The sequence below is a fragment of the Pseudomonas sp. AC463 genome (genome assembly GCF_979253585.1).
The window spans coordinates 181262-201785 of record NZ_CEEDDZ010000008.1; the positions used below are offsets into that span (position 1 = coordinate 181262).

Annotated in this window: 16 protein-coding genes and 1 pseudogene; 3 read left to right on the plus strand and 14 right to left on the minus strand. The window is 61.4% G+C overall.

What is annotated here, in order from left to right:
• Positions 1-73 precede the first annotated feature (73 nt).
• The gene (locus AC0IYH_RS12520) at positions 74-1312 is read right to left on the minus strand and encodes an acyl-CoA dehydrogenase family protein (protein ID WP_116629912.1); all 1239 of its coding nucleotides are present in this window, start codon (positions 1310-1312) and stop codon (positions 74-76) included.
• 267 nt (positions 1313-1579) lie between these two features.
• Here AC0IYH_RS12520 and sfnG point away from each other — a divergent pair, with 267 nt between their 5' ends.
• Positions 1580-2665 carry a dimethylsulfone monooxygenase SfnG gene (gene sfnG, locus AC0IYH_RS12525; RefSeq protein WP_471834584.1) on the plus strand — a complete coding sequence of 362 codons (1086 nt, stop codon included), beginning with the start codon at positions 1580-1582 and terminating at the stop codon, positions 2663-2665.
• 139 nt (positions 2666-2804) lie between these two features.
• On the opposite strand, the gene map is transcribed toward sfnG, so the two are convergent.
• Together map and AC0IYH_RS12535 are read right to left on the minus strand one after the other, a co-directional pair.
• The gene (gene map / locus AC0IYH_RS12530; protein ID WP_471834586.1) at positions 2805-3554 is read right to left on the minus strand and encodes a type I methionyl aminopeptidase; all 750 of its coding nucleotides are present in this window, start codon (positions 3552-3554) and stop codon (positions 2805-2807) included.
• A complete protein-coding gene (locus AC0IYH_RS12535) occupies positions 3554-3754 on the minus strand; it encodes a ParD-like family protein (RefSeq protein ID WP_025855286.1) in 201 nt (66 codons plus the stop codon). The genes map and AC0IYH_RS12535 overlap by 1 nt, the downstream gene beginning before the upstream one ends.
• Positions 3755-4028: 274 nt before the next feature.
• Here AC0IYH_RS12535 and ilvA point away from each other — a divergent pair.
• A pseudogene (ilvA, locus tag AC0IYH_RS12540) lies at positions 4029-5027 on the plus strand (threonine ammonia-lyase, biosynthetic); the annotation flags it as partial.
• A gap of 259 nt (positions 5028-5286) precedes the next feature.
• Entirely contained in the window at positions 5287-5556 is a 270-nt protein-coding gene (locus AC0IYH_RS12545) for a DUF1652 domain-containing protein (RefSeq protein ID WP_116629908.1), read from the plus strand.
• Here AC0IYH_RS12545 and AC0IYH_RS12550 read toward each other — a convergent pair.
• The 11 genes from AC0IYH_RS12550 to AC0IYH_RS12600 form a co-directional block, all read right to left on the minus strand.
• Entirely contained in the window at positions 5553-5951 is a 399-nt protein-coding gene (locus AC0IYH_RS12550) for a hypothetical protein (RefSeq protein ID WP_471834589.1), read from the minus strand. The two genes, AC0IYH_RS12545 and AC0IYH_RS12550, sit on opposite strands and share 4 nt — an antisense overlap.
• 78 nt (positions 5952-6029) lie before the next feature.
• Complete coding sequence (locus tag AC0IYH_RS12555; protein ID WP_471834591.1) at positions 6030-6299, minus strand: DUF2790 domain-containing protein; 270 nt, start codon at positions 6297-6299, stop codon at positions 6030-6032.
• Between the two features lie 99 nt (positions 6300-6398).
• Positions 6399-7337 carry a carbohydrate kinase family protein gene (locus AC0IYH_RS12560; RefSeq protein WP_471834592.1) on the minus strand — a complete coding sequence of 313 codons (939 nt, stop codon included), beginning with the start codon at positions 7335-7337 and terminating at the stop codon, positions 6399-6401.
• Between the two features lie 12 nt (positions 7338-7349).
• Positions 7350-8831, minus strand: a complete 1482-nt coding sequence (xylB, locus tag AC0IYH_RS12565; RefSeq protein ID WP_116629904.1) for a xylulokinase — start codon at positions 8829-8831, stop codon at positions 7350-7352.
• 154 nt (positions 8832-8985) lie between these two features.
• Entirely contained in the window at positions 8986-10467 is a 1482-nt protein-coding gene (locus tag AC0IYH_RS12570) for a mannitol dehydrogenase family protein (RefSeq protein WP_471834594.1), read from the minus strand.
• Positions 10468-10485: 18 nt separating this feature from the next.
• Positions 10486-11589 carry an ABC transporter ATP-binding protein gene (locus AC0IYH_RS12575; RefSeq protein WP_471834596.1) on the minus strand — a complete coding sequence of 368 codons (1104 nt, stop codon included), beginning with the start codon at positions 11587-11589 and terminating at the stop codon, positions 10486-10488.
• A gap of 23 nt (positions 11590-11612) precedes the next feature.
• A complete protein-coding gene (locus tag AC0IYH_RS12580; RefSeq protein WP_017848429.1) occupies positions 11613-12443 on the minus strand; it encodes a carbohydrate ABC transporter permease in 831 nt (276 codons plus the stop codon).
• 10 nt (positions 12444-12453) lie between these two features.
• Positions 12454-13344: a carbohydrate ABC transporter permease gene (locus AC0IYH_RS12585; protein ID WP_116629901.1), complete on the minus strand. Its 891-nt coding sequence runs from the start codon at positions 13342-13344 to the stop codon at positions 12454-12456.
• Positions 13345-13496: 152 nt separating this feature from the next.
• Entirely contained in the window at positions 13497-14768 is a 1272-nt protein-coding gene (locus AC0IYH_RS12590; protein ID WP_471834650.1) for an ABC transporter substrate-binding protein, read from the minus strand.
• 274 nt (positions 14769-15042) lie between these two features.
• A complete protein-coding gene (locus tag AC0IYH_RS12595; RefSeq protein WP_471834598.1) occupies positions 15043-19401 on the minus strand; it encodes a hypothetical protein in 4359 nt (1452 codons plus the stop codon).
• A 162-nt stretch (positions 19402-19563) separates the two neighbouring features.
• Positions 19564-20469: an AraC family transcriptional regulator gene (locus tag AC0IYH_RS12600; RefSeq protein ID WP_116629897.1), complete on the minus strand. Its 906-nt coding sequence runs from the start codon at positions 20467-20469 to the stop codon at positions 19564-19566.
• Between the last annotated feature and the right edge of the window lie 55 nt (positions 20470-20524).

Genomic DNA, 20524 nt, shown 5'->3' on the forward strand with positions numbered 1-20524 from the left:
AGTCAGCAGATTTTTACCTGACCCACCGCTATCGGGGGCAAGCCCCCTCCCACATTTAGAGCAATGACAGGCTCTAGGCCTTCACCGGCCCATTACCGATCTGCCACACAAACGGCGGTTCGGTGCCATTGATCACCCAGTCACCCACGATCCTCGCCTTGTAGATCACCGGGTTGTGCGACGACACCGTACGCGCATTGCGCCAATGCCGGTCCAGGGCCTTGCCCTGGCGCACATCCGAGGCGCCCAGCGCGTTGAACAATTGGCTGGTAGCCCGCTGGATCAACTCCGACACCACCACCTGCGCCGTCGCCGATTCAATTTCGGCCGCCACATTGGCTTCGCGCTCGGCCGCCGCATCCCCGCCAAACCGCGCCACGTAGGCACGCTGCGCCGGCTCTGCGGCTTTCAACGCGCTGGCCTCGGCGGCATACACCAGCGCCGCAACCTCGCCCACCACCTGCTGAACCTGTGAATCCTGGCTGACATGGGGCGCATTGCCATGGCTGTAGATGCGCTTGCGGCTGCGCACCTGATGGGCCACGTCGCGCACGGCGGCGCGGCCGATACCGGCCAGGCTGGCTAACAGGACAAGTTGGTAAAACGCGGTCTGGTATTTAAACCGCGTGGCGAAGTCGATGACGTTGTCCGCCTCAACCACGGCATCGGTAAAGCGCGAGGTGCCGCTGCCGGTGGTGCGCTGGCCGAAACCGTCCCAGTCGTCGCTGTGTACCACGCCGGGCTGGCGCGCGCGGGTGGCGGCGATCACGTCGCCGCCGGTGTCGCTGCGCTGGGCATACACGTCGATCCAGTCGGCGAAAATGCTGCCGGTGCTGTAGAACTTTTCGCCGTTGAGTTTCCAGTTATCGCCGTCCGGGCTGACTTGGGTGACCACGTCGCCGATGGCCACATTGCCGATTTCAGTCCAGGCACAGCCGACGATATCGCCGTCCACAAAACGTTTGAACCACAGGTCGCGGCCGGCGCTCGGCGGCGCGTTCAGGCGGTCTTCGGCAAAGGCGAAGTGCCCGCGCAGGGCCTGGGGCACGTTGGAGTCGGCTGCGGCCAACTCGATCAGCAGTTCGAACAACTGCGGCAAGGATGCACCGCCGCCGCCGTATTCCACCGGTACCCGCACCGCGCCGAAGCCAGCCTCCTTGAGCCACTGGATCGGCGCATGGGGCAGGGTGCGGTTGTGTTCACGCTCGACGGCGCCCTCGGCGATACGCTGGAAGATCGGGCGAAAACGCGCGGCCAGGGTCGGGTAGTCAACGCCAATGGACAGCGGGTTGATGACGTGATGTTCGGTCATGGGCAAGGCTCCGGGGCAGTGGTCAATGCCTGGGGTGATTGCACAGTCCGTGCCGGGTGCCCGGGCCAATGTTTACGGGGGATACGGCGCGCCTGCTGTTGCTCCAGCAACACTCAACCAACAAACCGGCGCAATCCTCAACAGGTGCATTCGGGGCGGCCAGGCCGCGATTTTCCGGCGCAGCACTGACGGGCTGGGCGTTTGCCCACGGCTGGCACGCTTGCTGCTCAATCCCTCGGTACATCCCTTTGTACGAGGTACCGTTCGATGAGTCAGCAAGCCGTGAAATTTGCCTATTGGGTGCCCAACGTCAGCGGTGGGCTGGTGGTCAGCAAGATCGAGCAGCGCACCCATTGGGGCATCGATTACAACCGCAAACTGGCGCAACTGGCCGAAGCCGCCGGCTTTGAATACGGCCTGACGCAAATCCGTTTCACCGCCGGCTATGGCGCCGAAAACCAGCATGAGTCGGTGGCGTTCAGCCATGCGCTGTTGGCCGCGACCACCACCCTCAAGGTGATCGCCGCGATCCTGCCCGGTCCGTGGCAGCCGGCGCTGGCGGCCAAGCAGTTGGCGACCATCGACCAGCTCACCAATGGCCGCATCGCGGTGAATATCGTCAGTGGCTGGTTCAAGGGCGAATTCCAGGCCATCGGTGAACCCTGGCTGGAACACGACGAGCGTTATCGCCGTTCCGAAGAATTCATCCGCGCCCTCAAAGGTATCTGGACCCAGGACGATTTCACCTTCAAGGGCGACTTCTACCGCTTCAACAATTACACCCTCAAGCCCAAGCCCCTGGGCCAGCCGGAAGTGTTCCAGGGCGGCAGCTCGCGCGCCGCACGGGACATGGCCGCGCGCGTGTCGGACTGGTACTTCACCAACGGCAACACCCCGGAAGGCATCAAGGCCCAGGTCGATGACATCCGCGCCAAGGCAGCGGCGAATAACCACTCGGTCAAAGTCGGCGTGAACGCCTTCGTGATCGCCCGCGATACCGAAGAAGAAGCCCGCGCGGTGCTGGCGGAAATCATCGACAAGGCCGACCCGGAGGCAGTGAACGCGTTTGGCGACGCGGCCAAACAGGCGGGCAAGGCTTCCCCGGAAGGCGAAGGCAACTGGGCCAAGTCCAGCTTTGAAGACCTGGTGCAGTACAACGACGGCTTCAAGACCAACCTCATCGGCACCCCGCAGCAGATCGCCGAGCGTATCGTTGCGCTCAAGGCGGTGGGCGTGGACCTGGTGCTCGCGGGTTTCCTGCACTTCCAGGAAGAAGTCGAGTATTTCGGCCAGCGCGTGTTGCCGCTGGTGCGCGAGCTGGAGGCCAAGGCCGGGATCAAGCAGGTGGCGTGAGCAAGCATTTTTGCAGGCGGTGGGGGAGCTGGCGGAGTTTGTGCGGCGCCTGGAATTGAAGCGCCAGGGCCAGGTGTGGTGAGCCGGATGATAAGGAAACCCAATGTGGGAGGGGGCTTGCCCCCCACATTAGACCGAGTCAAGCCTGCAGGGTGAGCACTTCAAACCCATCTGCAGTTACCGCCACGGTATGTTCCCACTGTGCCGACAGGCTGTTGTCCTTGGTCACCACCGTCCAGCCGTCCTTGAGGCTGCGCACCTTGGCGCCGCCCTGGTTGAGCATCGGCTCGATGGTAAACACCATGCCTTCGCGCAGTTCCAGGCCGGTGCCGGGGCGGCCGAAGTGCAGCACCTGCGGCTCTTCGTGCATCTGCTTGCCGATGCCATGGCCGCAGTAGTCACGTACCACGCTGTAGCCGTTGGCCTGCGCGTGGCTCTGGATGGCGTGGCCGATATCCCCCAGGCGCGCGCCCGGCTTGACCTGGCGGATGCCGGCCCACATGGCCTCGAAAGTCATTTCCACCAGGCGCCTGGCCTTGGGCGCGACGGCCCCGATCATGTACATCTTGCTGGAATCGGCGATGTAGCCGCCTTTTTCCAGGGTGATGTCGATGTTGATGATGTCGCCGTCCTTCAACACGTCCTTGGCACTGGGCATGCCATGGCACACCACCTCGTTGATCGAGGTGTTGATGCAGAACGGGTAGTGGTATTGCCCGAGGCTGGCGGGGCGGGCCTGCAAGTCGTTGCGGATAAACGCTTCGACGGCGCTGTCCAGCTCCAGGGTGGAGCGGCCGGCGGCGACAAAGCTGTCAAGCATGCTGAACACCTGCGCCAGCAGGCGCCCGGATTCACGCATCACGGCCAATTGGGCGGGCGTCTTGATCATCAACTGCGCCCCCTGATCAGGTCGGGTTTGTCGAGCAACAGTTTGTTGATCAGCTCGTTGTAGGGCAGGTTGGGATTCAATTCGGCGAGCAGGCCGATCTTGATCCAGAACTCCGCCTGGGCGTTGATCGAGCGGTCCATGGCGGCGCTGGCCAGGCGCAGTTGTTCGTGCAGTTGGTCGGTGATCTTGACGATGCCCATGGGGCTCACTCTGTAGAATGGATATACAAAGCGTATATGTTTCGTATATCGCGAGTAAACCCCCTGCGGCTAAATGGCGCCTGGCCATTGACTTGCCGCGCTGCCGGCGGTTAATTTCGTGACATGACATTTCAAGCCTTCCGCAGCCAGCCAAGCATTATTACCGCCATTCCTCATTTGGCGGGATAGCACACGGCTGCACCCAAACCCGCCTTAGAGGCGGGTTTTGTTTTTCCGTCTCCAGGGCCCTTAACAAAAAAGCCAGGAGACACCCATGAGCACCGTGCCCGTTCCCACCACCGCTGAAACGGCGTTGCTTGAACACTATGTGAAAAAGATCCTCGCCGCGCCGGTCTACGACTTGGCGGTGCGTACGCCGCTGCAAGCCGCGCCGGCGCTCTCGGCGTTGCTCGGCAACCAGGTGCTGCTCAAGCGTGAAGACCTGCAACCGACGTTCTCCTTCAAAATTCGCGGCGCCTACAACAAGCTGGTGCAGCTCTCGGATGAGCAAAAGGCCAGGGGCGTGGTCACCGCCTCGGCCGGCAACCATGCCCAGGGCGTGGCGCTGGCGGCGCGGGAGTTGGGGATTGCGGCGCGCATCGTCATGCCCAGCAGCACGCCGGAGTTGAAAGTCCTGGGCGTGCGCTCCCGGGGCGCCGAAGCGGTGCTGCACGGCGCGAGTTTCCCCTTTGCCCTGGCCCATGCGTTGCAACTGGCCGACGCGTCCGGCTGCACCTTCGTGTCGCCCTTTGATGACCCGGAGGTGATCGCCGGCCAGGGCACAGTGGCGATGGAAATCCTGCGCCAGCAGCAAGGCGCCCTGGACGCGATCTTCGTGCCGGTGGGCGGTGGGGGGCTGATCGCCGGGATCGCCGCCTACGTTAAATACCTGCGCCCCGAGGTGCGCATCATCGGCGTTGAGCCAGAAGGTTCCAGTTGCCTGTTGGCTGCGCTTCAGGCTGGCGAGCGCGTGGTGCTGCCCAGTGTCGACGGTTTTGCCGATGGCACGGCGGTCGCGCAGATCGGCGCCTATGGTTTTGAAATCTGCCGGGACTGGGTAGATGAGGTGATCACGGTGAGCAACGATGAACTGTGCAGCGCGATCAAGCTGATCTACGACGATACCCGCTCCATCACCGAGCCCTCCGGCGCGCTGGCGGTCGCGGGGATCCGCAAGTACGTCGCCAGTCGGGGCGTTCAGGGGCAGACCCTGGTAGCGGTGAATTCCGGGGCGAATATCAACTTCGATAGTTTGCGACATGTTGCTGAAAGAGTCGCCGCACAAGTCGCCGTTTAATACCATGCCCGAGGGTTAAACGATTAATCGAAGCTGTTCGGCGACAATTCAAACGCGGCAATTTTACTTATATAAACGCGCGGGTTGCTTATGAGGAAAAGTTACAACAAGACTGGATTTTGCCGAGTACGCTCTTGAGTGGTAAGCGTCTGCCAGGGTCGGCGAGGCGCGGCGGGCAAGGGCTCGCCGGACACACAATAACCTGTTGGCAGTCTCAAGAAAGGAGAGGTTGACCATGCTTTCGGAATTAGAACTTCGCAGCATTATTGAAGGAAGTTTCCTGCCCAAACGGTGCGAATGCACCAAAGCCGAAGATGCTTCGCTGACGATCAAAGTCTATGACGACCGTGATCGTGACCGAGTGGATTTGGAAGTCAAAGGTATAAACGCTGACAAACTCGATAGCAGTCGAGCCATTTGCAACCTGATCTCCGGGTTGCGCGAAGACCTCAAGCACAGCCATGCACCCACCCTGCAACGCGTGGGCGGGCGCGGCGTCTATTAGACGGATGTTTGCGGGCGTACGACCGAAGACCTGTGGGCCTGGATAAACGCCAGGCCCAATACGGTTTCTGTTGCCACCGCCAGCAGTATGCCCGGGCCCGCGTTGCCATTGATCCATTCGCTGAACCCCAATACGGCCAATACCAGGCACCCGACGGCGAACCCGCTGGTCATGGCGCGACGTATATCGCTGGGCGGCGCATGGCGGGCACGCCAGAACATAATGCCGATGCCCAGGAACAGCGCGGCGTTGCGGCGTGATACCAGCCCGGTGGCATTTGAATATTCGACACTCCACAGCCAGAGCAGCAGGTCGGGGCGCAATCCCCAGACCAGGGCGAGGGCAAAGCAGAGCAGGGCGGTGAAGGTGGCGAGGGAGCGGAAGCTCAACTGCATGGCGAATCCTTTCAGCCGTAGGACAAGCCCGCAAGACTACTCTGTCAGGTACGGGCTTGTCGCGGGTACTTCACCGGCTCAGTTCTGGAAGTCGCAGGCTTCGGACATTTTCCGATAGCTTACGTCTTCGACCTTGCCGGCCTTGTCGAGGAACTTGATATCGGCCTTGATGACTTTGCATTCATCGGTCTGGGTTTCATTCATCGCCAGGACCTTGGCGATGTTCAGCGGCATGCCGTACTGGTAAGGCACGGGCTTGGCGTCGGTGCTGTGGTCGTCGGCCTGGGCCAGGCCTGACACGGCTGCCAGCGCCAATGCGCCGCCCAGCATAAACGTACGCAGTTTCATGGTGGTTCTCCGCAAGTGGGTAGAACCTCACTCTCGTCCTGCGCGATTAACCATCGATTAATCCTTGCCTGGCTGACAAAACCTTCATAAAAGCCGCGGTCACCCCAGTTGATTGCGATAGGGCAGGTCCGGTCCGGTCTTTGTGCAGGTCAACGCGGCGGCGCGGATGGCGAAACCGAGCATGCTGTCGATTTGCGCGCGGGTCAGCTGTTGCAGGCCTTGCACTGAATCCAGCTGTTGCTCGGTCAGCCAGGCAATCAGCGCGGCCTGGAAGGTATCGCCGGCGCCCACGGTATCGGCCATCACCACCTTGACCGCCGGCGCGCTCCAGTTGCCATGCTGGCGGCTGAACACGCTGGCGCCGTCGCCGCCACGGGTGAGGAACACCAACTGGCAACGGTGTTGCAGCCAGCCCTGCAGCACACTTTCCGGCGACTGGTCGGGGTAGAGCAGGTGCAGGTCTTCGTCGCTGACCTTGATCAGGTCGGCATGCTGGACCAGCTCGGCCACGCGGTCACGCCACAGCTGGATATCCGGCTGCGGGTTCAGGCGCACGTTGGGGTCGAGGCTGATCAGGCGCTTGCCGCTTTCGCGCTTGACCAGGGCGAGCAGGGTGTCGCCAATCGGCTGCACCACCAGGGAGAACGAGCCGATATGCAACCCGCGCACGTTGTCGCCGAGCAGCGGCAGGTGCGCGACTTCCAGCAGCCGGTCGGCACAGCCTTCGCCACGGAAGTTGTACTGTGGCGAGCCGTTGGCCCCCACCGCGACCATCGATAAGGTGGTCGGTGCGGCAAATTCCACCAGGAACTGCTCGCTCACACCTTCATCCTTCAGCACCTGCAACAAGCGCCGCCCGAGAAAATCCGTGGACAGCCCGCCCAACAGCCCGGCCTCGATGCCCAGGCGGCGCAAGCCCACCGCGACATTGAACGGCGAACCGCCGGCAATTGCCTTGTAATTAACCTTGGAAGCCTGCCCGCTGGCATCCTCCTCGCTGAAAAAATCAAACAGCGCTTCACCGCACACCAGATACATAGTCGTTCGCTCTTAAAGGGTTGCCACAAGCTGTTGATAGCGCTCATACGCCTGTTGGTAGGCCGCTACACGCTCGGCCACCGGCAGGGTACGGCTGGTGGGGTCGACACTCACGCATTTGTCGCACAGGCTGGCCAGCGACTCGCCGGACTGGCTCCACGCCGCCTGGATGGCCGCGCCCAGGGCGGCGGCTTCGCTTTGTTCGGTGCAGACCACTTCGGTGTTCATGATATCGGCGACCATCTGGCGCCACACCGGGCTTTTCGAGCCACCGCCGATCAAGCGGATACTCTGGCTTTGCAGGCCGGTCTGGCGCAGCAGGTCGAGGCCATAACGCAGGCCGAAGGTGGTGCCTTCGACCACCGCGCGGCAGAGGTTGGCGCGGGTCAGGTTGGTCATGGTCAAGCCGTGCAGGCTGCCGGTGGCGTGGGGCAGGGCGGGCACGCGTTCGCCGTTGAGGAACGGCAGCATGCTCACGCCGTCGGCGCCGATCGGGGCCTGGTCAACCAGGGCGTTGAAGGCGTGCAGGTCCAGCTCGAGCAGCTCGCGGATCACCCCGGTGGCGTTGGTCAGGTTCATGGTGCAGATCAACGGCAGCCAACCGCCGCTGGACGAGCAGAACGTGGCCACCGAGGCTTGCGGGCTTACATTTGGCTGGTCGGCGAATGCATACACGGTGCCCGATGAACCCAGGCTCATGGTGATCACGCCGGGGGCGATATTGCCGGTGCCGATGGCGCCCATCATATTGTCACCGCCACCACTGGAAACCACGGCATTCGGGTTGATGCCCAGGCGCTCGGCGATGGCCGGCAAAATCGTACCCACCGCCTGGTCAGCCTCGATCAGCTCGGGCAACGCGGCTTCCAGGCGACCGCTGGGGTCGATGTGCTGCAGCAGTGCCACGTCCCACTCACGGCTGCGCACATTGAAGTAACCGGTGCCTGAGGCATCGCCGTATTCCGCTACGGCGCGGCCGGTCAGCCAATAGTTGAGGTAGTCGTGGGGCAGCAGGATGTGGGCGATGCGCGCAAAGACGTCCGGGTATTGTTCGCGTGTCCACAGCAGCTTGGACACGGTGTAGCCCGGCGCAATCGCCACGCCCAGGCGTTCCAGCGAGCCGCTTTCGCCGCCCAGATGCTGGAGCAGGCGCTCGTTCTCCGGCGCGGTTTCGGTGTCGCACCACAGCTTGGCCGGGCGCAGCACCTGGCCCTGGTCGTCAAGCAGGACCAGGCCGTGCTGTTGGCCGGAAACGCCGATGCCAAGGATGTCCTGGCCGTCCACGCCGGCCTGTTGCAGGGCGCGGTGGGTGGCTTCGGTAAAGGCGTCCAGCCATTCCTGGGTGTGCTGTTCGCGCCGGCCATTGGCGCCGCTGAGCAGCGTATGGTTGGCCGCGCCCAGGCCCAATACCCGGCCGCTGGCGGCATCGAGGACGATGGCTTTGGTGCCTTGGGTGCCGCAGTCGATGCCGAGGTAGAGGTTTTGCTGGGTCATAGTGGGGTGCTCAGCAGTTTTATTGTTCTGGATTGGAAACCCGGTCAAATGTGGGAGGGGCGGTGCGACGATTCGACTTGCGCCCGATTGCAGTGGGTCAGTGAAGGATATTTGACTGATACACCGCCATCGGGGGCAGGCCCCTCCCACATTTTTAATTCATCTTCTTCAGTAACAGCTTCAGTGTTTCAGTGACGCCGTTGTCGCGCAAACTTGCATAACAGCGCTCGAACGCTGCCACAAACTCAGGCGAGTTGGGAATAGCCGTGCCAAAAATCTCTTCCACGCCCAACAGGCGCTGGCTGATCAAAGCGTCATCGCTCACCAGCCCCTGGCAAAACTCCGCACGCGGATCCGGGATCTTGTAGCTCACGCCATTTTCATCGACTCCCTTGAGGTACAACGCCCACGCCGCCACTACCAGCGCCGCACGTTCGGTCTCACGCCCATCGGCAATCAGGCGGTTGATGGTCGGCACGGTGAACTTGGGAAACTTCGACGAACCATCCGAGCACACGCGCTCCAGCTGGTCGGCAATCGCCTGGTTGGAGAAGCGATCCACCAGGGTCTGCTTGTAGTCCGTCAGGTCGATACCGGGTACCGGCGCCAGGTTGGGCGTGACGTCCAGGTCCATGTAGGCGCGCATATAGGCGACAAACACCGGGTCGTTCATGGTCTCGTGGACAAACCGGTAACCCTTGAGGAACCCCAGGTAGGTCAACGCCAGATGGCTGCCGTTGAGCAAACCAATTTTCATCTCTTCATAGGGCGTCACGTCATCGGTGAACTGCACGCCGACCTTTTCCCAGGCCGGGCGCCCGTTGACAAACTTGTCTTCCAGCACCCATTGCACAAAGGGTTCGCAGACCACCGGCCAGGCATCGTCGATGCCGTGCTCGTCGTGCAACTGCAGGCGGTGCGCGGTGCTGGTCATCGGCGTGATGCGGTCGACCATGGCATTCGGAAAGCTCACATTGGCCTTGATCCAGTCATGCAGCTCGGCGTTGTGCAGCGCGGCGAACGCCAGCAGCGCCTTGCGCGTGACGGCGCCGTTGTGCGGCAGGTTATCGCAGGACATCACCGTGAAGGCCGGGACGCCGGCGGCGCGGCGCTTGGTCAGCGCGGCGCAGATAAACCCGAACACGGTTTTCGGCGAAGCGGGATGCGCCAGGTCATGCTGGATCTGCGGCAGGTGGGCCATGAACTCGCCGTTGCTGTCGTCGATGCAGTAGCCGCCTTCGGTGATGGTCAGCGAAACAATGCGAATCTCAGGGCTGGCGAGTTTGTCGATCAGCGCCTGGGCGCTGTCTTCGGCCAGCAGCATGTCGCTGATGGCGCCGATCACGCGCACTTCGGTGTCGTCGGTGTCGCCCAGTTCATACAGGGTGAACAGGTAGTCCTGGCCGGCCAGGTCGTCGCGGGCCTTGCGGTCCTCGGCGCGCAGGCCGACGCCGCAGATGCTCCAGTCCAGGCCTTCGCCGCTATTCATCAGCGCGTCGGTGTAATACGCCTGGTGCGCGCGGTGGAAACCGCCGACGCCGATATGCGCGATGCCCTGGGTGGTGCTGGCAATCGCGTAGGCCGGGATTTTCACTTGCGGCGCCAGTTGAGTGAGGTTGTGTTTATTCAGCTTCATAACGTAATACTCGCGAAATCAGGCGGCAGCGCGCAGTGGGCGGGCCACGGCCACGCCGTCGGTGTCGAACAGATGGCAATGCGCCGGGTCCAGGTGCAGGTGCAGCGTCTCGCCGTATTGGCTGGCCATGTCGCAACGGATGCGCATGGTCAGCGGCTCGCCATTGGCGGTGATGACGTGGCAGAAGGTGTCGCTGCCCAGGCGCTCGCCGACGTCGGCGGTGACGGTCAGGGTGGTTTGGCCGGGCGAGGCAATTTCCAGGTGTTCCGGGCGAATCCCCAGGGTCACCGCGCTGCCGACGCTCAGGGTCGGGCCGCTAAGTGGCAGGTTGATGGTGGTGCCGGCGTCCAGTTGCACTTCGCAGCCTTGCGCTTCAATACGCGTGACCTTGCCCTTGAGAAAGCCCATTTTCGGCGTGCCCAAAAAGCCAGCCACAAACAGGTTGGCCGGCTGGTGGTACAGCTCCAGCGGCGAGCCGACCTGTTCGATACGGCCACTGTTCAACACCACTACCTTGTCGGCCAGGGTCATGGCTTCGACCTGGTCGTGGGTCACGTAGATCATGGTCGCCTGCAGCTCTTTATGCAGGCGCGCCAGCTCCAGGCGCATCTGCACGCGCAGGGCGGCGTCGAGGTTGGACAGCGGTTCGTCGAACAGGAAGATCTTCGGGTTGCGCACAATCGCGCGGCCGATGGCCACACGCTGGCGCTGGCCGCCGGAGAGCTGCTTGGGCTTGCGCTCCAGCAACGGGCCCAGCTCGAGGATGCGCGCGGCCTCGTTGACCTTGCTCTCCACCAGCTTCTTGTCGACACCGGCCAGATCCAGGGCAAACGACATGTTCTTGCGCACGCTCATGTGCGGGTACAGCGCATAGGTCTGGAACACCATGGCCAGGTCGCGCTTGGCCGGGGTGACTTCGGTGATGTCGCGGCCATCCAGTTCGATGGTGCCTTCGCTGACTTCTTCCAGCCCGGCGATCAGGCGCAGCAGGGTGGACTTGCCGCAGCCCGACGGGCCGACAAACACCACGAATTCCTTGTCGTTCACCTCCAGGTCGATGCCCTTGATGATCGAGAAACCTTCGAAGCCTTTTTGCAAATTCTTGATTTTCAGGTTGGCCATGATGGGCCCTCCGCTTGGAATTATTATTTAACGGCGCCGAAGGACAAACCGCGTACCAGTTGCTTCTGGCTGATCCAGCCGAAGATCAGGATCGGCGCGCAGGCCAGGGTCGACACGGCCGACAATTTGGCCCAGAACAAACCTTCGGGGCTGGAGTAGGAGGCGATCAGCGCGGTCAATGGCGCCGCGTTCGAGGAGGTCAGGTTCAGCGACCAGAAGGCTTCGTTCCAGCACAGGATCAGCGACAGCAACACGGTGGACGCCAGGCCGCCCTTGGCGATGGGCAGCAGCACGCGGACCATTTCCTGCCACAGGGTGGCGCCGTCCAGGCGCGCGGCTTCGAGGATGTCCTTGGGGATGTCCTTGAAGTAGGTGTACACCATCCACACCACGATCGGCAGGTTGATCAGCGTGTAGATGATGATCAGCGCAATGCGCGTATCCAGCAGGCCAAAGCTTTTGGCCAGCAGGTAGATCGGCATCAATACGCCCACCGGTGGCAGCATCTTGGTCGACAGCATCCACAGCAGCGTGCCCTTGGTGCGCTGGGTTTCGTAGAACGCCATGGAGTAGGCGGCCGGCACCGAAATCAGCAGGCAAAGGGCGGTGGCGCTGAAGGAAATCAGCACCGAGTTCCAGGCGTAGCTGAAGTAGTTGCTGCGCTCGTTGATGTGCAGGTAGTTCTCCAGCGTCGGCGTGAAGATGAACTGCGGCGGCGTGGCGAACGCGTCGATTTCGGTCTTGAAGCTGGTCAGCACCATCCAGAAGATCGGGAAGAAGATCAGGATCGCGATGGCCCAGGCCAATGTGCCGAGCAACAGGCTTTGCAGGCGACGGGATTGTTGAAGCGTCATGGCGCGGCCCTCAAGGCTTGTCAGTCAGGTTTTTGCCGATCATCCGCACCAGGATGATCGCCGCGATATTGGCGATGACCACGGCAATCAAGCCGCCGGCCGAGGCCATGCCCACGTCGAACTGCACCAGCGCCTGGTTGTAGATCAGGTAGGCGAGGTTGGTCGAGGCGTAGCCGGGGCCACCGTTGGTGGTGGTGAAGATTTCGGCGAATACCGAGAGCAAAAAGATCGTTTCGATCATCACCACCACGGCAATCGGGCGGGCCAGGTGCGGCAGGGTCAGGTGCCAGAAGATCGCGATGGCGCCGGCACCGTCCAGGCGCGCGGCTTCCTTTTGCTCCTGGTCGAGGGACTGCATGGCGGTCATCAGCAGCAGGATGGCGAAGGGCAGCCATTGCCACGACACAATGATGATGATCGACAGCAACGGGTAGTGCGCCAGCCAGTCCACCGGCTCGGCGCCGAAGAACTTCCACACGGCAGCGAGAATCCCCGACACCGGGTGGAAAATCAGGTTCTTCCAGATCAGCGCACCGACGGTGGGCATGATGAAGAACGGCGAAATCAACAGCACCCGCACCAGGCCCCGGCCAAAGAACTCACTGGCCTCCAGCAGGGCGCTGATCAACACGCCAAATACCACGCTGATCAGCAGCACGCTGCCCACCAGCAACAGGGTATTGGTGGCGCCGGGCAGGAAGCCCGAATCGGTGATGAAGTAGGTGAAGTTCTCCAGCCCCACGAATTGGTTTTCGCCGGGGTAGAGCAGGTTGTAGCGGATCAGTGAAAAGTACAGGGTCATGCCCAGCGGCACGATCATCCACAGCAGCAGCAAGGCCACCGAGGGGCTGACGAGAAACCAGCCGGGGTTGGCCACGCGGTTTTTGGGTGTTGTATTCATGGTGATCAGAACCAGTCAGGTACATGCAAACGCGGTTAGTGTGGGAGGGGGCTTGCCCCCGATAGCGGTGTGTCAGTTGATGGATCAGTTGGCTGATCCACTGCTATCGGGGGCAAGCCCCCTCCCACATTTGACTGTGGTGAGGGCTCAGATTACTTGGGGTAACCGGCCCGCTTCATTTCACGCTCGGTGGTGGTCTGTGCGGCGGTCAGTGCGGCATCCACGGTTTGCTGACCGGTCAGCGCGCCGGAGAAGAACTTGCCGACCTGGGTACCAATCGCCTGGAACTCAGGAATGGTCACCAGTTGGATACCGATATACGGCACCGGCTTGAGGGTTGGCTTGGTCGGGTCCGCGACTTTCAGCGATTCCAACGTCACCTTGGCGAACGGCGCAGCCTTCATGTACTCGTCGCTGTAGGTGGATTTGCGCGTACCTGGCGGTACGTTGGCAACACCGTCGGTCTTGGCGACCAGTGCGCCATATTCCTTGGAGGTCGCCCAACTGGTGAACACTTTGGCGGCGTCCTTGGCCTTGGAGCTGGTCGGGATCGCCAGGCTCCAGGAGTACAGCCACGAGGTGCCCTTGTCGGTCTTCTCATGGGGGGCAAAGGTGAAGCCGACATGATCGGCGACTTTGCTTTGGGTCTTGTCGGTGACAAACGAGCCGGCCACGCTGGCGTCGACCCAGATCGCGCACTTGCCGCTGTTGAACAGCGCCAGGTTTTCGTTGAAACCGTTGCTGGAGGCACCCGGCGGGCCGGATTTTTTCATGTTGTCGACGTAGAAGTTCAGCGCGTCCTTCCATTCAGGACCGTTGAATTCAGGCTGCCACTTCTCATCGAACCAACGCGCGCCGTAGCCGTTGGCGAGGGTGGTGATCAGCGCCATGTTCTCACCCCAACCGGCTTTACCACGCAGGCACAGGCCGTATTGCTCTTTGCTCTTGTCGGTGAGTTTGGCGGCGTATTCGCCGATCTGGCTCCAGGTCGGGTGCTCGGGCATGGTCAGCCCGGCGTCCTTGAACAGGTCGGTGCGGTAATAGGTGATCGAGCTTTCGGCGTAGAACGGCAGGGCGTACAGCGAACCTTTGACAGAAAGGCCGTCACGCACCGAAGGGAATACGTCGTCGAGGTCGTAGGACGCCGGCAGGTCCTTCATCGGCTCCAGCCAGCCCTTGGCGCCCCAGAGTGCGGCTTCGTACATGCCGATGGTCAACACGTCGAACTGCCCGCCCTGGGTGGCGATGTCGGTAGTGAGGCGTTGGCGCAGCACGTTTTCTTCGAGCACCACCCAGTTCAGCTTGATGTCCGGATGCTCGGTCTCGAAGGTTTTCGAGAGCTTTTGCATGCGGATCATGTCGCTGTTGTTGACGGTGGCAATGGTCAGGGTCTGCGCGCCAAAGCTGACGGCGCTGAGGGTCATGCAGGTTGAGACAAGCAGTGCTTTTGCTGTGAACTTCATCGCGCACTCCATTTCTGCGCCCAGGGGGCTACAGAAGGACAGTTATTGTTGTTGTGTCTTCCTACGAACAGTCAGGAAGAGTGTGCGTTGATTACAGCCTTCAAATGGGGTTCTGACAAATCCTTGGGCGCACTGGGACTGATACTTATTTGCACTGGCCCAGCGGCGCGCTGCCCGCACGGTCCACGGGAACGGATACGGGTAACGCGGTGGCGCTTGGGTACCGTTTAAGCCTCTAGCCGGCCATGGCGTTCGTGCGGGGTGGGTGGTAAACGGGAAAGTAGGTGAACAGAAAGTATTCGATGGGGTTGTTCAGCATGGAGATGTCACTGCGGTTCTTTAGAATGTCGACGTTATCGTGAACCGCGTAGGTTTCGCTCAGCAGCAGCGGCCCCTGGACCTTGCCATATTGTTCAGTGCTGCGGTCAAACTCGGCGGTCACCAGTTCCGGGCTTGGGGTAACGGTAACCGTGCCCATGAAGGCCTTGACGGGTTTGTTGATCAACCGTTGGAAGTCGGCGGCAAACGAGTTTTCGCTGCCATTGGCGGAGTAACACACCAGTAATCGCGTGTTGGCGAAGGTGGCCGGGTCAATGCCCTTCGCCAGTAGATCGGCATGCAGTTGTGCGGCGCTATGTTCGGCGCCTTCATAGATGATCGTCGAGGGGCTACTGGACAGCTTTTCTCTGAGGCCCAGGTCACGGCCGTGGGCGTTGATGTTCAGGCGTGGCTTGCCTTTGTATTCGTCCACGAAGGTAAACAGGTCGTCCTTGACCAGTTTCGTCTCCTTCATGGTGCCTTTCATGACCATCAGGCGCGGGACTTTTGCCGAAGCGCCGCGTGGGTTGATCTCCACCGGGGCGGCCACTCGAACCTGCGTGTGCGACGGCGGGGCGGGCGCAATAACGCCATCTACCAACCGGCTGCCGCCGGTTGTGGCCCGGGTTGAAGGTGTGGTGGGCGACTTGAGCGATGGGCGCGTCTTGAAGTGCAGCAACAGCGTGGCGAGGTTGGTCAACAGGTCTGCCAGGGCTGCCTCTTTATTCTTCGAGTCAGCGTCAGTCAGGGTCTGCAGGTCCTTGACGATACCTTCGGCCTGCAGCAGCAGGCCGAGCGTGGCAGCGGGGCCGCGCAGCGCCGGCAGCAGGGCATTGAGCAGCAGGAACCCCCCCTCCTTGAGGGACGCCCAACGGCTTTGTGCGCTGGCGGTCGATTGGTGCTCGGCTAGGGTGATCAGGCTCTGGGCATTGGCCTCGTACAGGTGTTCCATCAGTTTACCGTCTTGCAGGGTTTGCTGCAGGCGGTTGTCCACCGCCAGGGGGATCGTCTGATTGAGGGGCACGGACCCCAGGTTGACGCCGAATATCACCAGGTTGGGGTGTTTGAAGCCGTTGCCGCTGTACTCCTTTTGAACGTTTTTAGGTAGCCAAGCGAGCGTGTCATTTTGCAGTTTGCCCTTGTTCTGAATGGCGTCCAGCAGCGCCTGGCGCGAAGCAAATTGCAGCAGCGGCGCTTCGGCAATCAGTGGGCGATACAGGATATGTGGGCCGGTGCTGCTGTCCTTGGGTTCGATCAGGTAGGCGCCTTCGACCACATCGATTGTGCCTTGGGGCTTGTTATCAAACGCCAGCGGCCGGATCACGATGTCCTTGCCGTCAACGGACCTGGGGCCGGGTTGCGGCTTGAGTATCTTCTGGACGTACCGGAAGCCGGTGGCGTTGAAACCGGACTCACCCTTGATGCTCAGTTCCAGCGCTTTCATCTGCAACTCGATCGGCACTTGCTGAGTAAACAGCGCGCGACGTTCGGCGGTTTTTTCAGGCGCACCGAGCAGGTCTTTCTTGAGCAAAGCCGGGTAGGTGGTGCCGATATCAAGCTCGTCTACCAGTGTCTTCAGATAAAGCTCTTGCTCCAGAGCCGGCACCCTGGTTTTTATTTCTACGCCGTTTTCCTTGAGCCCGGTCTTGAAAAAAACTTCTACCTGACCATTGGGCAGTCCCGACAGATTGTTGAGGAGCATGTCGGTCAGGCTCATGGTTTTGCGCTCGACATAGCCGGATGTACCCGGCGCGCCCTGGGCGACTTTGAAGACCACCTCCAAATCCTCGGCGGCGTACTGCGTGAGCTTTTTGCTGGCCGGTAGCTGGTCGAATTGCTGCTGCGCAAACGTGCGGATGTCGGGGATGCCGTCGCTGTAGGCCCGGCCTTTGTTGCGTTGGATGAAACCCGCCAGCTCAAGGCTCAATGCCTGCAGCACAAAACGCTCTGCTTCGCCGGCGGTGGCCAGCCAGTCGGGCAGCGGGGTTTTGATTGGCTTCGCCGTGTCGAGGGGCATCGTTGTCGGGAGGTCGGACAGGCTGTTGCCCCGATGCTGTTGGATGAGGATGTCGGCCTGGGCATCGAACATATTGCCGGTTACTTCCCGAGGGGTTCCGAGCGCTTTGAGGTCATCCCAGCGGGTGTACGGGGTGATTTTTCCGTTGGGCTCCACCAGCAGCAGAATCTCACGATTTGATGGCGACAAGGCGCGGTGAATCAGCAGGTTCGGCGAAGCGCCGGGAAAACTGTAGACGGTGGCGCCGGAGCTCATGGAGTCAAGAGGGGCAGGGCGCATGGAACCGTCGGGATGCGTGAGAACCATGCCCAGGGTTTTACGTTGTTCCTCATCCAGGCCGGGTTTTTTCAGCGCGGCCAGTTGCAGGTTGCTGCGCAGAATGCTGCTGACCACGGCCCGGTGATTACCGGGGAAGACAGCAGCAGTATTGCCTGAAGTGTTGAAGGCCGGTTTGTTCCAATACTCACGCGAGTCTGCTTCGAACGCGTCGCTCAGTTGGGCGGGCAGGTCGCGTATGGCCGCACTGAGGGCAGGCAGATCGAGGGCGAGCGGGACCTTGGCCGGGGTGCCTGTGCGCGCCAATACATCAGCGCGAGTATCAAAGGCTTGGTCGGCGCTGGTGAAGTTGGGCGCATCGCCGCCGGCCAGGTAGTCCAGGGCCAGCGTCAGCAATTGCGTATATTTGAGTTGCCCCGGGTTGTCCGGGTCGGGGGCTGCAATGGCGAGCTGGTTGACGTCGATGTCCAGCGCCTGTTGAGTGGCGCTTATCTTGTCGTTGAGCAACCGGGTGATCACGCTGTACAGGGTTGGCTCAGCGGCGAACTGGCGCTGTGCAATCGCGGCCAGTGGGTGGGGTTGCGGCGTGCCTGGGGTATCGAGTCGCTGGATGGCCGCGCGTTGGCGTTGCTGGACCTTGCGGGAGCGTTCGTCAGTCAGCGCTGTATCCGGGTTCAATGCGGGGAAGCCTTGGTGGTAGAGCATCGCGCCGTGGGCGAGCGTTTCTGCCAGGGGGCGCGGGGTAAACGGCACGCCATAGAAGTTCAAGGCCATGGTGAGTGAGATTGAGCCGTCAGCGGCATGCTGAACGAGTTCATTGGTGCCTTCACCGAGTTCGCTGGCCAGCGCCCTGATCCGGCCTGATACCTGTGCCCATCCGGATTGATCGTGGACCGTTGCGACGGTGCGAAATACGCGGTTTACCGAGTCCAGGACCACCAGGTCGCCCGCAGGTAGGCGAATGTACAAGTTTGATGGGTCGAGGTTTTTCGTTCGCACAAAATCCATCACTGCCTCAGCCTGAAATGCACGGTTGAAGGCCTTGATCGTTTGCCCGAGGGTGGAACGCACGGGCGGGGTAATGACATGGCCCGACATTGGGCTCGCGTTGTCAGGTCGTATTTCGTTTCTAGTTGTCAGCAGCGCTGCTGCACTCAGTCGCGCGGCCGCTTTATCCGCCTCTTTGACCTGCGTTACTACGCTTGCGGCCGGCGCGACGGCGGGTATCTGACCACTCGCACGCAGGCTCGCAACGCCGAGTATGGTCTGTCGCTGGTCGTCGAGAATGACGCGAGGGTGGGGCTGTGTGGAGCCGGACAAACCGGGGAACGATCCGGTATTCAGCAGGGTGCCGATCTCGCAAAGCCGGTCTTTGGGATTGGGCGGGGAACCATAGAACGACGCCACCAAGCTGGTTGGCGCGCTGTGTTCATCGCTGTAGGTAAACCGGTCGCGAAGCAGACTCGCGGCGGCTTTCAGGTCTGCGCTGGCCTGTGTCCAGCCTGGGACGTGATCAGCAAAGGTGGTGATTTTGCCGTTAACCCGACATTCGAGCGTGCCGCCGTAGTTGGGGTTCCAGCGCAGGGTTGACGTGTCGATGTTGTGAGTTCTGGCAAACGTGGCAAAGGGTTCTGCTTTCAACACGCGGGCGAAATTTGACCAGGCCATGCCAAAGGTTGAATAAGGGGCAATAGTGGACATACGTGGAGGGTTCCAGTTGTCTGTCTCAGCGCTGCGGGGTGAGGCTTCACCTTCCGCCAGCGTGAAGGCGTAATGGATGGCCATCTCGCTGTCGCTGTTTTCTACCAGCTGTTTGGCGCTGTTGGCGTTTTCAAGGCTGACAAACGGCAGGTCGCGGCGTGAACGCCCCCGTGTTTCCGGCGCGGTTGACGCATCACGCGCAGGCAGCGCTGCCGCAGGTTGAGCGGCTATCGAATGCACTATGGCGGTCTTGGTGGGGTGACTCAGAGGGGCAATGGCCATGTCAGCTACCTTGGGAAGTTCTCGGAATGACAGCGGCTGATGAGTTTTCTTACGCTGGCAGTCGATGTGTGGATCGCGCGTGCGCGAACGTTCCTGGGAATACCTGGCAGGATTCATTGCAGGGGATTACGTGAAAGGCGGGAGGGGTAGGGCGGCGAGGGTCTAGCCCAGGTTCTGCTCCGTCAGCCGCTGCACCGCCAGGCGCCGGTAATGTGACGGGGTCATGCCCTTGAGCTGCTGAAAGCGCCGATTGAAGTTGGAGATATTGTTGAAGCCCGACTCGAAACACACATCGGTCACGGCCTTGTCGCCATCAGCCAGCAACTCGCAGGATTTGCTGATGCGCAAACGGTTGACGAACTCGATAAAGGTGCGCCCGGTGGCCTGCTTGAATACGCGGGAAAAATACGTCGGTTTCATCCCCAGATGGTCGGCCACTTCCTCCAGCGGCAACTCGCGTGCGTAGTGGGCAAAGATGTAGTCCACCGCACGGTTGGTGCGGTCGACGCTGTGCTCGTCAGCCAGTTGTGGCGTGGTCGCGCCGGACAGCAATTGGTAGTTTTCACAGGCGGCCAGCACTTCCAGCAGGATAAAGAAGTGCCCCAGGCGCGCCATGCCCTGGGCGTCCTCGATGCGTTGCATCAGGGCCATGGCCTGGGCGATGGTGCTTTTACAGCGAAATTCGATGCCGTATTGCGCACGTTCCAGCAATGGTGCCAGGGTCTTGAGTTCGGCGAACGTATGGCTGCCTTGTTCGAACAGGTCATCGGTGAAGTTCACCAGCATGTCGCGCTTGGGCACCACCTCGTCTTCCTCGACCTGGCTGATCCAGTTGTGGGGCAGGTTGGGGCCGGTGAGGAACAGGCTTTCGGGGTAGAAGTTGCCGATGTAGTCGCCGATAAACACCTTGCCGGAGCTGGCGACGATCAGGTGCAGTTCGTATTCCTTGTGGAAATGCCAGCGCACCAAGGGGCACGGGAAGCCGTGTTGGCGATAGATGATGGACAGACCGTTGTGATCGTCCATCAGCTCGTAGGAAGGGTCGGTAATGCGCGTTGCTCGGGTCATGCTGCCGTCGCTTTATTGTGGTTGCTGCGTAGGATAATGCCCCCTCGCGTGCAAC